At 72.1% G+C, this 12,093-nt stretch carries 11 protein-coding genes; 6 read left to right on the top strand and 5 right to left on the bottom strand.

Going from position 1 to position 12,093, the window contains the following annotated elements:
- Nucleotides 1-12 precede the first annotated feature (12 nt).
- The gene (locus OG718_RS46810) at nucleotides 13-789 is read left to right on the top strand and encodes a ferredoxin reductase (RefSeq protein ID WP_143634150.1); all 777 of its coding nucleotides are present in this window, start codon (nucleotides 13-15) and stop codon (nucleotides 787-789) included.
- A 49-nt stretch (nucleotides 790-838) separates the two neighbouring features.
- On the opposite strand, the gene OG718_RS46805 is transcribed toward OG718_RS46810, so the two are convergent.
- Nucleotides 839-1,726 carry a universal stress protein gene (locus tag OG718_RS46805; RefSeq protein ID WP_143633594.1) on the bottom strand — a complete coding sequence of 296 codons (888 nt, stop codon included), beginning with the start codon at nucleotides 1,724-1,726 and terminating at the stop codon, nucleotides 839-841.
- Nucleotides 1,727-2,040: 314 nt separating this feature from the next.
- Here OG718_RS46805 and OG718_RS46800 point away from each other — a divergent pair, with 314 nt between their 5' ends.
- Nucleotides 2,041-2,625: an Rv1733c family protein gene (locus tag OG718_RS46800; protein ID WP_143633592.1), complete on the top strand. Its 585-nt coding sequence runs from the start codon at nucleotides 2,041-2,043 to the stop codon at nucleotides 2,623-2,625.
- A gap of 80 nt (nucleotides 2,626-2,705) precedes the next feature.
- Here the strand turns inward: OG718_RS46800 and OG718_RS46795 are convergent, their stop codons facing one another.
- On the bottom strand, nucleotides 2,706-4,064 hold the full coding sequence (locus OG718_RS46795) for an 8-oxoguanine deaminase (protein ID WP_143633581.1): 1,359 nt from the start codon (nucleotides 4,062-4,064) through the stop codon (nucleotides 2,706-2,708).
- Between the two features lie 112 nt (nucleotides 4,065-4,176).
- On the opposite strand from OG718_RS46795, the gene OG718_RS46790 reads away from it, so the two are divergent.
- The 3 genes from OG718_RS46790 to OG718_RS46780 all read left to right on the top strand — a co-directional run bounded on the left by OG718_RS46790 (nucleotide 4,177) and on the right by OG718_RS46780 (nucleotide 6,946).
- Nucleotides 4,177-5,145: an acetylxylan esterase gene (locus OG718_RS46790; protein ID WP_143633579.1), complete on the top strand. Its 969-nt coding sequence runs from the start codon at nucleotides 4,177-4,179 to the stop codon at nucleotides 5,143-5,145.
- 10 nt (nucleotides 5,146-5,155) lie between these two features.
- Nucleotides 5,156-5,560 (top strand): YybH family protein, encoded by a 405-nt coding sequence (locus tag OG718_RS46785; protein ID WP_143633577.1) that lies wholly within the window; start codon nucleotides 5,156-5,158, stop codon nucleotides 5,558-5,560.
- Between the two features lie 231 nt (nucleotides 5,561-5,791).
- Entirely contained in the window at nucleotides 5,792-6,946 is a 1,155-nt protein-coding gene (locus OG718_RS46780; protein ID WP_328847033.1) for a serine hydrolase domain-containing protein, read from the top strand.
- A gap of 108 nt (nucleotides 6,947-7,054) precedes the next feature.
- Here the strand turns inward: OG718_RS46780 and OG718_RS46775 are convergent, their stop codons facing one another.
- On the bottom strand, nucleotides 7,055-9,322 hold the full coding sequence (locus OG718_RS46775; protein ID WP_328847032.1) for an MMPL family transporter: 2,268 nt from the start codon (nucleotides 9,320-9,322) through the stop codon (nucleotides 7,055-7,057).
- 115 nt (nucleotides 9,323-9,437) lie between these two features.
- Here OG718_RS46775 and OG718_RS46770 point away from each other — a divergent pair, with 115 nt between their 5' ends.
- Nucleotides 9,438-10,016 carry a TetR/AcrR family transcriptional regulator gene (locus OG718_RS46770; protein ID WP_143633571.1) on the top strand — a complete coding sequence of 193 codons (579 nt, stop codon included), beginning with the start codon at nucleotides 9,438-9,440 and terminating at the stop codon, nucleotides 10,014-10,016.
- A gap of 42 nt (nucleotides 10,017-10,058) precedes the next feature.
- Here OG718_RS46770 and OG718_RS46765 read toward each other — a convergent pair whose 3' ends face one another.
- Both OG718_RS46765 and OG718_RS46760 read right to left on the bottom strand, forming a co-directional pair.
- Nucleotides 10,059-11,027 carry a sensor histidine kinase gene (locus OG718_RS46765; protein WP_328847031.1) on the bottom strand — a complete coding sequence of 323 codons (969 nt, stop codon included), beginning with the start codon at nucleotides 11,025-11,027 and terminating at the stop codon, nucleotides 10,059-10,061.
- Between the two features lie 26 nt (nucleotides 11,028-11,053).
- On the bottom strand, nucleotides 11,054-11,941 hold the full coding sequence (locus OG718_RS46760; protein ID WP_186001041.1) for an MEDS domain-containing protein: 888 nt from the start codon (nucleotides 11,939-11,941) through the stop codon (nucleotides 11,054-11,056).
- Nucleotides 11,942-12,093 lie beyond the last annotated feature (152 nt).

Here is a 12,093-nt window from a genome sequence, read left to right as displayed (position 1 = left end):
TCCGCGACCTTCATGTCCGCCACGGGCTCCACGCCGTCGGCGGGCTTCACTCCGCCGACCCGCTTCGCCGTGCCGGGGCGGATCGCCGTGAGCAACCGCGCGGCGGCCACCTGGCAGCGCGCCACGCTCACCGAGGTCCGCCGGGAGACCCCGCACGCGGCGACCTTCCGGTTCGCCGTTCCCGACTGGGAGGGGCATCTGCCCGGCCAGCACCTGATGCTGCGGCTTCGGGCGGAGGACGGCTATCTCGCTCAGCGGCACTACTCGATCGCCTCGCCGCCCGACGACACCGGGCACATCGAACTCACCCTCGACCATGTCGACGGCGGTGAGGTGTCCGGCTGGTTCCACACGGTCGCCAAACCCGGTGACGAGGTGGAGGTGCGCGGCCCGCTCAGCGGCTTCTTCGCCTGGCCGGGCGACCGGCCCGCCCTGCTCGTCGGCGCGGGCTCAGGCGTCGTACCGCTGATGTCGATGGTCCGCCACCACCGCGCGCGGGGGCTGTCGGTGCCGCTGCGGCTGCTCGTGTCGGCTCGCAGCCCCGAGGAGCTGATCTACGCGTCGGAGTACGGCGCCGAGACCACCCCCGTGTTCACGCGCACCGGGCCGGAGGGTGTGCCCGTGGGACGTGTGTCGGCCGCACATGTGGCGGCGCTCCTGGCCGACCGACCCGAAGGTGGGTGGGAGGCCTATGTGTGCGGTTCGAACGGGTTCGCCGAACATGCCTCGCGGCTGCTGGTGGACGCCGGCCAGCCGGTGGACCGTATCCGGATCGAGCGCTTCGGCTGATCGCCCCCAGCCGCACGGTCGGCGTGATCTCTCTCAGGGATGATCCCTTTCAGGGATGGGGCACCACGGCGACCGGGCACGTGGAGTGGTGGACCAGGGAACGCGCCGCGCGGCCGAGGCCCGGGCCGGCCGAGGCCCGGCGGCCGATGACCAGCAGTCCCGCCCGGGCGGAAGCCTGCAGCAGATGGTGCCCGGCGTGCCCGTGGGCCACGCGCTCGGTGACCTCGGTCTCCGGGTACTTGTGGCGCCACGGCTGCAGAGTCACCGCCAGGGAACGGCACTTGGCGTCCTCCTGCTCGGCCGTGTCGCCGGGCGTCCGCCCGCCGTTGAGGTAGCCCCGCCGTGGGGACGGCGTCCAGGCGTGCACGACGTGCAGCGGCGCCGAGCGCACTGTGGCCGTGTCGAAGGCGTGGCCGATGAGGTCGTCCGCGGGGTGGGCGAGGTCGAGACCGAGGACCACCGGCAGATACGGGGCCCGGGCCGGCGGGGTGGTCCCTGCGACGGGCATCCGCTCGTCCTCGGGGAGTTCGCCCGCGCGCACCAGCACCACCGGGCGTTCGGCCCGCGCGGCCACGGCGAGCGCGACCGAGCCGACCAGGAATCCGGCGAAGCCACTGAAGCCCCGCGAGCCCAGGACCAGGGTCTCCGACTCCGCGGCGGCGGCGACCAGCGCCGGGACGGCAGGCGTCTCGGTGCGGCGGGCGATGATGTCCAACGCCGGGTGGCCGTAGGAGAGTTGGACGGCGGCCCGGTCGAGGGTGGTGCGGACGGGCGCACCACCCGGGGGCCGTGCGGGTGCGGCGGCTTCGACTCCGGCGTGCAGCAGCCGCAGGGCGACCCCGCGTCGCTCGGCCTCGCGGGCCGCCCAGTCGGCGGCGTCGAGACTCGCGCGGGAGCCGTCGATGCCGACGGTGACGGTCCGGGTGTCCTTGTTCATGGCTCGTACCTTTCGAAGCTCATGCCTCCTGCCTTTCGCCCGTGTGTTTCGCGGGTACCCCTCTCGCGCGCCTCGCGGATGCCCTCGCGGTGATCGCCGCCCGGTCGCACACACGACTTCCCGGCCACAGACACGACGCGGGTTCCACACCGGGCGCGGATCAGTCGTCGGCGGCTGGCGAAGACGCCCGACGGAGAGGACGGTGGAAAGGTGAGCGGCGTACGCCGGTGAGGGTGTGACGAGAGGCGGTAGCGGTCACGAGCAGTGCCGAGAGGCGAGAGGCGAGCGCGGTCGAGAGGTGAGGAGGCCGGGAGATGCGGACGCGGATGCGGGGCTGGCGGTGGCGGCGCAATCCGCTGCGGCGCCGCTCGGACGTGGTGGAGGCGTGGACCGCGCTGTGCGTCGCGGTCCTGCTGTGCGTCGGCGGCCCGCTGGCCGGGATCGCCGCGGGCTGGTGGGCGTACGACGGAGCGCGGGTCACGGCCGAGGAGCAGCGCGCCGAACGTCACCGGATCCCCGCCGAGGTCACCGAGCACGCGCCCGCCGCGGTGCCCACCTCCGAGGGCGAACGGCAGCCGACCTACCGGGTGACCGTCCGCTGGGCCGAGCCGGGCGAGCCGCCGCGTACGGACAAGGCCCGGGTGCCCGCCGGTACCCGGAGCGGCGACCGCGCGTACATCTGGCTGGACGACCGGGGCCGGGTAGTCCCCGCCCCCGCGGACGGCACCGCCGTGTGGCAGCACACGCTGTCGGTGGGCGCCTGCGCCGCGGGCCTGTTCGCGGGCGGCGTCGTGGCCGCTTACGCCGTCGTACGACGGGTCGCCACGCGCCATCGCCTCGCCGAGTGGGAACAGGAGTGGGCGTACACCGGGCCCGAGTGGCGGCGTCACTGCACCTGAGCGGATCCGCGCGCGCCGGTGCTCCGTGAGCCGTGGTCAGTGGCCGTGGTCAGTGGGTGGCGCCGGGTGGTCGGGAGGCGTCAGGCCAGTCGCTGCATGCTCCGCGCCATGCGCCCGTGCTCCCGCAGCGCGTCACGCAGCCCGGGCAGCACCGGCTCGCCCCGGTCGACGAGTACACGGCCGCCGACCACCGTGGTCCAGGCGCGGCCGGGCCCGCAGCGCAGCCAGGCCTCGACGGGGTCGCTCAGCGCGCCCGCGAGCGCGACCTCGTGCAGGTCCCAGACGACGAGGTCGGCGCAGGCGCCCGGCCTCAGATGCCCCAACTCGTCGGCTCGGCCCAGGCATTGGGCGGAGCCGCGGGTCGCGATGTCGAGGGCGTCACGGGCGGTCATCGCGCCGGGCCCGCCCCGATAGCGGCCGAGCAGGAGGGCGCCGCGGGTCTCCATCCACAGTGAGGCGTGGTCCGTGGAGGCGGAGCCGTCGCAGCCGATGCCGACCGGCAGACCCAGCTCGCGCATCTCCCGCACGCGGGCGGTGCCGCCGCCGATGAGCATGTTGGAGCTGGGGCAGTGCGCCACCCCGACCCCGGCCCCGGCGAGGCGCCGCAGTTCGGCGTCGTTCGGGTGGATGCAGTGCGCGACCCAGCTGCGGTCGCTCAGCCAGCCCGTGTCCTCGAAGTACTCGACGGGCCGGCAGCCGTACGTCTCCAGGCAGTACGTGTCCTCGTCGCGGTCCTCGGCGAGATGCGTGTGCAGTCGTACGTCGTACCGTTCGGCGAGTTCCGCGGTCGCAGTCATCAGTTCCTTGGTGACCGAGAACGGCGAGCAGGGGGCGAGCGCAACCCGGACGAGCGCGCCCGGTTGCGGATCGTGGTGGGCCTTGATCAGCCGCTCGCTGTCGGCGAGGACCTCGTCCTCGGTCTGTGTGACGCTCCTCGGCGGCAGTCCCCCGTCCTCCACGGACCGGGTCATCGAGCCGCGGGTGGCGTGGAAGCGGAACCCGATGTCCCGCGCGGCGCGGATCTCGGCGTCCACGAGGCGCGGGCGCGGATGGACGTAGAGGTGGTCGGACGAGGTCGTGCAGCCGCCCATCAGCAGTTCGGCCATGCCGACGTACGCCGACACGTAGACCGCCTCCTCGTCGAGCGCGGCCCACAGCGGGTACAGCGTGGTGAGCCAGTCGAAGAGGGAGCCGTTCACCGCGGGCGCGTAGGAGCGGGTGAGGTTCTGGTAGATGTGGTGGTGCGTGTTGATCAGTCCGGGGGTGACGATCCGGCCGGCCGCGGACAGCTCCGAGCGGGCCTCCGGTTCGGCCCCGGGACCGCCGACGGCGGCGACCCGGCCGTCCGCGACGGCCACCCAGCCGCCCGCGATCTCCCGTTCCCCGTCCACTACCAGCAGTTCGGCGTCCTTGACCAGCAGGTCCACGGCAGGCGGCATGGCGGCATCGTAGCCAGGACGGGCCGGCCCGCGGAGGAGGTCTGGCGGCCCTCCGGCCACCCCCGTACGGTGTGATCATCCGCACCCTTATTCGTAGCAAAGGCGGTCTTCCATGGCCTTGTTCGACCTTCCTCTCGATCAGCTCCGGAACTATCGCAGCGCGTCCGTCGAGCCCGAGGACTTCGACGCCTTCTGGGGCAAGACGCTGCAGGAGGCGCGCGAGCACGGTCTGGACGCCCGCTTCGAACCCGTCGAGGCCCATCTGAAGAACGTGAAGGTCTTCGACGTCACGTTCGCCGGGTTCGGCGGTCACCCGGTGAAGGGCTGGCTGACGCTTCCTGCCTGGGCGAACACGCCGTTGCCGACGGTCGTCGAGTACATCGGCTACGGCGGCGGACGCGGCCTTTCGCACACGCATCTGCTGTGGGCGTCGGCGGGCTTCGCGCACTTCGTGATGGACACGCGGGGGCAGGGCGGCGCGTGGGGCGGCGGCGGTGACACGCCGGACCCGGTGGGCAGCGCGCCCGCGTATCCCGGGTTCATGACGCGGGGCATCGACGCTCCCGAGAACTACTACTACCGACGGGTGTTCACCGACGGGGTACGGGCCGTGGAGGCCGCACGCTCGCACGAGTTCGTCGACTCCGAGCGCGTCGCGGTGGTCGGTTCGAGCCAGGGCGGCGGCATCTCCATCGCGGTGGGCGGACTGGTGCCGGACCTCTCGGCGGTCGCGCCGGACGTGCCGTTCCTGTGCGACTACCCGCGCGCGACGACGCTCACGGACCGCGACCCGTACCGGGAGGTCGGCAACTACCTCAAGACGCACCGCGGCCGCACCGAGCAGGTCCTGCGCACGCTCTCCTACTTCGACGGTGTCCACTTCGCCGCGCGCGGCCGGGCGCCCGCCCTGTTCTCGGCGGCGCTGGAGGACCAGACCTGCCCGCCGTCGACGGTCTTCGCGGCCTTCAACGCGTGGGGGCACGACGACAAGGCGATCGAGGTGTACGACTTCAACGACCACGAGGGCGGCGGCCCGTTCCAGGAGGCGGTCAAGCTGGCCTGGCTGCCCCAGCGCTTCTGAGGCGGGAGGAGTGGAGACGCGCGAGGCGGCCGAGCGGTTCGTCCGGGTGTGGGAGCGGGCCTGGGCGGAGCACGATGTGGACGCGCTGCTGGCCCTGTACGCCGAGGGGTGCGTCCACCGGTCGATGCCGTTCCGCGAGCCGCATCGCGGGCGGGACGAACTCGCCGCGTATCTTCGCTGGTCGTTCGCCGACGAGCGGGTTGTCGATGTGCGGTTCGGGGCGCCTGTGATCGGCGAACACGGTGTGGCTGTCGCCGAGTTCAGGGTCCTCGCCGAGGAGGGTGAGGGCGCCTCGACGCTGGCCGGGTGTGTCTTTGTGCGCTTCGACGCGGAGGGATTCGCCGTGGAGGCGCGGGACTACTGGCACTCCGTGCCGGGGCATCAGGAGCCGGCGGGGTCGCTGTTTCTCGGCTGAACGCCCCCGGCTCCCCTCGGGGAGGGGAAGAGGGGTGTCGGGCTGTTGGAGGGCTGCGGACCGGCTGTGGCTGGTCGCGCTCTCGCGGCGGAGCCGCACATCGAAACAGCCCCACGCTCCTGAAGGGCGCGAGTTGCCCAGACCCTTCCGGCCGGTCCGACCAGTCGGTATGTTCAGGTGGCCGGGGTGTACTCGTGCACCCCGGCGTTCCCGGCGGACGACGGAGGAGCCATGTCCCAGGTTCAGGGTCGGTGCGAGACGCGCTTCGAGGCGGTGCGGGCCGCGTTCGAGGAGAACTTCCGGGAGCGCGACGAACTGGGCGCGGCCGTGGCCGTCACGGTGGACGGCGAGACCATGGTCGACCTGTGGGGCGGCTGGGCGGACGCGGCCCGGACACGCGCGTGGGAGCGGGACACGCTGGTCAACGTGTGGTCGACCACGAAGGGACCGACAGCACTGTGCGCGCACATCCTGGCCGACCGCGGGCTGCTCGACCTGGACGCGCCTGTGGCCACGTACTGGCCGGAGTTCGCCGCGGCGGGCAAGGAGGCGGTGCTCGTACGGCATCTGCTGTCGCACCGGGCGGGGCTGGCCGGGCTGCGCGAACCGCACTCGCTGGAGCAGGCCTTCGACTGGGAGCTGACCACGAAGCGGCTCGCGGCGACGGAGCCCTGGTGGGAGCCGGGGACGGCCTCGGGCTACCACGCCTTCACGTATGGCTTCCTGGTCGGTGAAGTGGTGCGACGCGTCACGGGGTTGCTGCCGGGCGCCTTCCTGGAGCGGGAGGTGACCGGGCCGCTCGGCATCGACTTCACCATCGGGCTGCCGGAGAAGAAGGCCGGGCGCGCGGCCGAGCTGGTGCATCCTCCGGCCGCCTCCTCCAGTGAACAGGCCGCGATCTTCAGCCAGTTGACGCCGGTGGCACTGGCCGCCCTGGCCAATCCCCTGATGGGCGCCGCCGAGGCCAACACGGCGGCGTGGCGGGCTGCGGAGATCCCGGCCGCCAACGGACACGGCACGGCCCGCGCGGTTGCCGCGCTGTACGGGATCTTCGCCGGGCGGGGGTCGTACGGCTCACAGCACGTCCTCTCCGCGGAGGCCGCCGAGCGGGTCCGTGAGGGACAGGGCGCGTGCCGTGACCTGGTCCTCGGGGCCGGCTTCGAGAGCGAGACGGAGATCGGCCTGGGCCTCTGGCTCAGCGGCCCAGGCCGCTCGTACGGCCCGAATCCGAGGGCCTTCGGACATGACGGCTTCGGCGGTTCCTGCGGTCTCGCCGACCCGGAGACGGGCGTCTCGCTGGGCTATGTCATGAACCGCATGGGCCCGCACATCGCCGACGACCCACGGAAGATGGCACTCATCGACGCCCTCTACACCGCCCTTTGAAGGCAGGGCGAGACTGGGCTCTGCGGCGACGCGCCCGCCTCGGAGCCGGGCGTACATCACGCCTCGGCGCCTGGGCGGGCGCGGCCGATTGTCCCAACTGCCTTCGGCTCAGCGCACGGCGGCCTCGCGCTCCTCACGGTGTTCGCCGTCGGCCCCGCCCTCGCGGTCCTCGTGGCCTTCGCGATCCTGATGGGCTTCACCGTCCCGCGTCGGCGTAGCGCGCTGTGGGAGTTTGGCGCCCTCGATGTCGACGTCGGGGGTAATGCGGTCGAGCCAGCCGGGCAGGCCCCAGGCGCGGCGGCCGAGCAGGGCCATGGCGGCCGGGACGAGGGTCATACGGACCACGAAGGCGTCGATGAAGACACCGAACGCGAGCGCGAAGCCGATGGACTTGATGATCGGGTCGTGGTTGAAGACGAAGCCGCCGAACACCGCGACCATGATCAGCGCGGCGGCACTGACCACCCGGCCGCTGCGCGCCAATCCGTGGGTGATGGCCTCGGACGCACTGCCCGTGTGCTCGTAGTGCTCGCGCATGCGGCTGACGAGGAAGACCTCGTAGTCCATGGCCAGCCCGAAGAGGACACCGATCAGGAGCACGGGCAGGAAGCTGGTGACCGGTCCTGCCGACGGGATGTCGAGGACGCCGTTCAGATGGCCGTTCTGGAAGACCCACACGGTGGCGCCCAGGGCCGCGGCGACCGACAGCAGGAATCCGAGGGCGGCCTTGACCGGGACCAGCAGCGAACGGAAGGCGACGGTCAGCAGGATCAGCGCCAGGATCACGATGATGGCGATGAACAGGGGCAGGGCGTCGGAGAGTTTCCCCGCGACATCGATGGCCGCGGCGGTGGCGCCCGCTATGTAGAGGGTGCCGCCCGCCTGGGCGATGCCGGGCGCGTTGTCCCGCAGCCGGTGCACCAGATCGGTCGTCGCCTGGGCGTCCGGGCCGGTCCTGGGGACGACCGCGACGACGGCGAGGGTGGAGTCGGGGTTGGTCACGGGCGAGGCGACGGCGGCGACGCCGGGCTCGCGGGCCAGGGTCGTACGCAGGTCCGCCACCGTCGCCGTGCGCTCGGCGGCGGGTATGCCGCCGGTGTCGACAACGGCGGTGAGGGTGGCGTTGAAGCCGGGCCCGAAGCCCTCGCTCAGCAGGTCGTAGCTCTTGTGCTGGGTGCTGTCGGCCGGCTGTGAGGCGTAGCTGGGCAGCCCAAGGCGCAGATCGCGGGCGGGCAGGGCGAGTGCGAGCATCCCGATCACGCCCACGAGGAGCACGATCAGCGGCTTGCGGGTGACGACGCGGGCCCAGGCCAGACCCCAGGATCCGGGGGTCCGCTTGGTGCGCTCGGTGCGCTCCGTGCGGCGGGCACGCGGGCGCAGCCGCTCGCCGAACAGACCCAGTACGGCAGGGACCAGAGTGATGGCGATGAGCACGGCAAGCAGTACCGTCACGGCGGCGGCCAGCCCCATGATCGTGAGGAACGGGATGCCGGTGACCGCCAGCGCGGCCAGCGCGATGATCACGGTCGCTCCGGCGAAGACGACCGCGCTGCCCGCGGTGGCCACGGCCCGTGCGATCGAGTCCTCGACGTCCGTGTCCGGATCGGCGAGCTGCTCACGATGGCGGGAGAGGATGAACAGGGCGTAGTCGATGCCGACCGCGAGGCCGATCATGAGGGCGAGCACGGTGGCGGTGCTGGTCATCTCCACGAAGCTGGAGACGAACTGGACGCCGAGCACGCCGATCGCCACCCCCACGACGGCGGTCAGCAGCGGAAGTCCGGCCGCGACCAGTGAGCCGAGGGCGAGGGCCAGGACGGCGAAGGCGATCATCACGCCCACGATCTCCGCGGGCCCGCCGACCTCGGTCTTCGGCTGCATGGCCGATCCGCCGAACTCGACCTCGAGACCGGCGTCCCGGGCCTGGGCCATCGCCTCCGACAGGGCGTCCTTCGACGTCTCGGGCACTTCGTCGGCCGACTGACGGAACAGGACGTCCGCGTAGCCGATCCGCCGGTTCTCGGAGACGGTGCCGGACCCGGCCGGATCGGAGACGTTCACGACTCCCGGCACATCGGCGGCCTTCTTGAGGCTCGCGGCGACGGCCGACTCGGCCTTGGGCTCGGTGAGCTTGCCGTCCTCGGGAGCGGCGAACACCACGCGGGCCACCCCGCCCGCGGCTGTCGGGAACTTCTCCTCCAGCAGGTCCTGCGCCTTCTGGGACTCGATGCCCGGCACGGAGAACTCGTTGCTCACCTTGCCGTGCAGGGTGACCCCGAGGCCGCCGACCACGGCGAGCAGCAGCAGCCAGACGGCTATGACCCGGCCACGGCGGCGGACCGCCCATTGCCCCCAGGTGTACAGGCGTGACGCCATGCCGTGTTCCTTCCCTCGTCCGCGACGCAGGTCCCCGATCGGACCGCGGCATTGCTACACCCTAACGCATTTTTACAGTCAGCTGTAAATTAGCTATGGATGGTAAAGTGCGGTCATGATGAGTGAGGGTCTACGGGAACGCAGCAAGGCGCGGCGCAGGGAGGCGATCCTCCGGGCCGCCTACAAGCTGTTCGCCGACCGCGGGTTCGAGGCCACGACGATCGCCGACATCGCCGCGGCGGCGGAGGTGTCGCCCCGTACGGTCACGCTGTATTTCCCGTCCAAGCTGGAGCTGGCGCTGTCGGATTTCGACGCCTTCTCGGTCCGGCTCGGCAGCGCGCTGCGCAGGCGGGAGGAGGGCTGGACGATCCTGGACGCGCTGGAGCACTGGCTGCGCGAAGAGATCGCGAGCAGGGGCGAGCTGGACGATCTCGCCGACGACATGCTCGAACTCAATCCGCAGCTGCGCGCGGTCGCCGGGGCCCGTCTGGCGGAGGTCATCCAGGACGGCGCCCGAATCCTCGCCGAGGAACAGGGCACCGATCCCGACGACTTCGGCCCGCGCATGGCGGCGGCAGCGGCGGCAGCGGTGGTCGCCGAGGTGTGCCACCGGCCCCAGGAGACCGACATCAAGGCGGCGATGGCCTTCCTGCGCGCCGGCCTCGCGACACTGCCGGCGGCCCCACGACCCTGACGGCACCGACGAGCGTGCCCCAGGCCGGCGGTCCCGCGCCCGTCACAGGACGGCGCTCCTCCTGAAGTACAGGCGTACGACGGAGCCCGCGGGATCAAGCGTCTGAGTGGTCAGGTCGCTCAACTGCCTCACCACCCACATCCCGTGGCCGCTCGCGGCGCGCGGGTCGGGTGGCAGATGTCCCGGGAACTGCGGGGGCGGTGGCGCGGTCGGCGTGCCGGTGTCGGAGATCTCGCAGATCACGTAGGCGGAGTCGCTGCGCAGCCGCAGAACGCCCTGACCACCGCCGTGGCGCATGGAGTTGACGACCGCCTCGTGCACCGCGGTCACCATGTCGTGCGTCAGCTGCTCGGGCACCCCCAGACCACGGGCGTACGCGGAGAGTGCGCGCCGCACGTGCGCCGACCGGCCGCGCGCGAAGGGAACGTCCTCACTTCCCGCGGGGAGCGCCGGGAGCCGTGCCGTGTCGCACTCGGCGGAGAAGTCGACCGGGTCGACGTAGCGGCTGCAGTACGCCGACTCCCTTGGCCCGAGGGCGAGTTCGGGATGGGTGCGGACCGCCGAGCGGACGATAGCGGCAGGGAGGTCGCGGGTGTCGTACGGGCAGAGGATCCAGTGCCCGGTGCCCGCGAAGGCGGTGTTGAGCAGGGACTCGTAGCGCATCCACTCGCGGACCTCGAAGGCCGAACGGGCCGACCAGACGGGCTCGCCGATGACCCGGACCCTGCGCGGGCGGCCGGTCCCGTCCGTGTCGTGGGCGGCACAGTAGGCGTTGTAGCGGCCCAGGGTGGGGGACGGACTGCCGTACCAGTCGTCCGCGTCGACGAACTCGACCTCGTCGGAGCGATCGCCGAGCGCCTCGTCGAGGAGGGTGATGTTGTGGGACGCGACGACGGCGAGGACGGTGTCTCCGTCCGCCAGGCCGTCGCGGGCGAAGGTGAGCGTTCCTTCGAGGAACTCGTCGTCCGAGCCGTAACAAAGCGCCTGGTGGACGAATCCCGTACGACTCACGGCGCAGCTCCCTCCCCCGAGTCCGCTTACAAGTGCGCTTGCTCGACGAGCAGTCCGGGTACGCGGTCCCAGCCGGTGACCCGCATCAGCCGCTGGATGTGCGGGGCGACGCCGTACAGGACGAGGGTGCCGCCGGACGTGGACAGGGCGCCGCCCGCGAAGACCAGCAGGCGCAGCGCACCGACATCGATGAAGCGCAGGCCGCGCATGTCGAGGCGAGTGCGCAGCCCGTTCACCGGGCGGGCGCGGGCACGGGCCGTCTCGGCGTGCAGAGCGCGGGCCAGGGCGGTCACGTTCGTGTCGTCGACCTCTCCGGCGAGCGCGAGACCGGGCGGGGCGAAGGTGCGGGTGATGGACAGCAGTTCGTCGTGCCAGACGAGGTCGGCGGCGACCCGGCCGTTGTGCAGTCCGTCGAGAGGGGCCAGCTCGCCCTCGTCGAAGACACGGCGGTCGTACTGGCAGATGCCGAGCACCGGCAGGGACGCGAAGACGGGTTCGAGGAGGAGTTCGCTGTCGTGCAGCGTCTTGAGGCCCTTGCCCGCCTGGCCGCGCATGACCTCCATGCTGACGCGCAGGCCGAGATAGCCGTCACCGACCGCGCGGCGCGTCTCGCGGCGGATCACCTCGTCGAGATCCCACAGCCCGTCGGGGGTCGCGAGGTGCGGGTCCACGGTCAGCCGCCCGGCGGCGAGTTCGTCGTCGACGGCGCAGCCGCGGGACTCCAGGAACGTGAGGGCGAGGTCGGCAGGCAGATCGGCCGGGCCCAGCACCAGCCCCCGGTGGCCGCTGGCCAGCCCGTCCAGGAGGAACGCGGCAACAACGGTCTCGCGCTCGTCGTCCGCTTCGTAGCCCAGGAGCAGATGGTCCCCGGCACGCATCTCTCCGACTGCTCTGGGTGCGGGCACGGTGTCCATCCCGCACCTCCCAAGGTCGCCACTCGGCGTGCCAGGACGCATCCACGCTACGCCCAATACGGCCCCGGCGTGAGGGCGCGGGCCCTATTACCGGTCACCCGGACAGGGGTCGGACACGGGCGTTCCCGGGCGTTAGGGTGACCGCCATCGGT

The sequence above is a fragment of the Streptomyces sp. NBC_00258 genome (assembly GCF_036182465.1).
Lineage (GTDB): Bacteria > Actinomycetota > Actinomycetes > Streptomycetales > Streptomycetaceae > Streptomyces.
The sequence above is the reverse complement of the archived record's forward strand: the minus strand, read 5'-3'. Positions and strand labels throughout refer to the sequence as shown.

What these genes read in the sequence shown, in the direction of transcription:
- OG718_RS46810 (WP_143634150.1), top strand. Translation starts at nt 13, where the DNA reads ATGTCCGCCACGGGCTCCACGCCGTCGGCGGGCTTCACTCCGCCGACC.
- OG718_RS46790 (WP_143633579.1), top strand. Translation starts at nt 4,177, where the DNA reads ATGGCCTTGTTCGACCTTCCTCTCGATCAGCTCCGGAACTATCGCAGC.
- OG718_RS46795 (WP_143633581.1), bottom strand. Translation starts at nt 4,064, where the DNA reads ATGCCGCCTGCCGTGGACCTGCTGGTCAAGGACGCCGAACTGCTGGTA.
- OG718_RS46775 (WP_328847032.1), bottom strand. Translation starts at nt 9,322, where the DNA reads ATGGCGTCACGCCTGTACACCTGGGGGCAATGGGCGGTCCGCCGCCGT.
- OG718_RS46760 (WP_186001041.1), bottom strand. Translation starts at nt 11,941, where the DNA reads ATGGACACCGTGCCCGCACCCAGAGCAGTCGGAGAGATGCGTGCCGGG.
- OG718_RS46805 (WP_143633594.1), bottom strand. Translation starts at nt 1,726, where the DNA reads ATGAACAAGGACACCCGGACCGTCACCGTCGGCATCGACGGCTCCCGC.
- OG718_RS46780 (WP_328847033.1), top strand. Translation starts at nt 5,792, where the DNA reads ATGTCCCAGGTTCAGGGTCGGTGCGAGACGCGCTTCGAGGCGGTGCGG.
- OG718_RS46770 (WP_143633571.1), top strand. Translation starts at nt 9,438, where the DNA reads ATGATGAGTGAGGGTCTACGGGAACGCAGCAAGGCGCGGCGCAGGGAG.
- OG718_RS46800 (WP_143633592.1), top strand. Translation starts at nt 2,041, where the DNA reads ATGCGGACGCGGATGCGGGGCTGGCGGTGGCGGCGCAATCCGCTGCGG.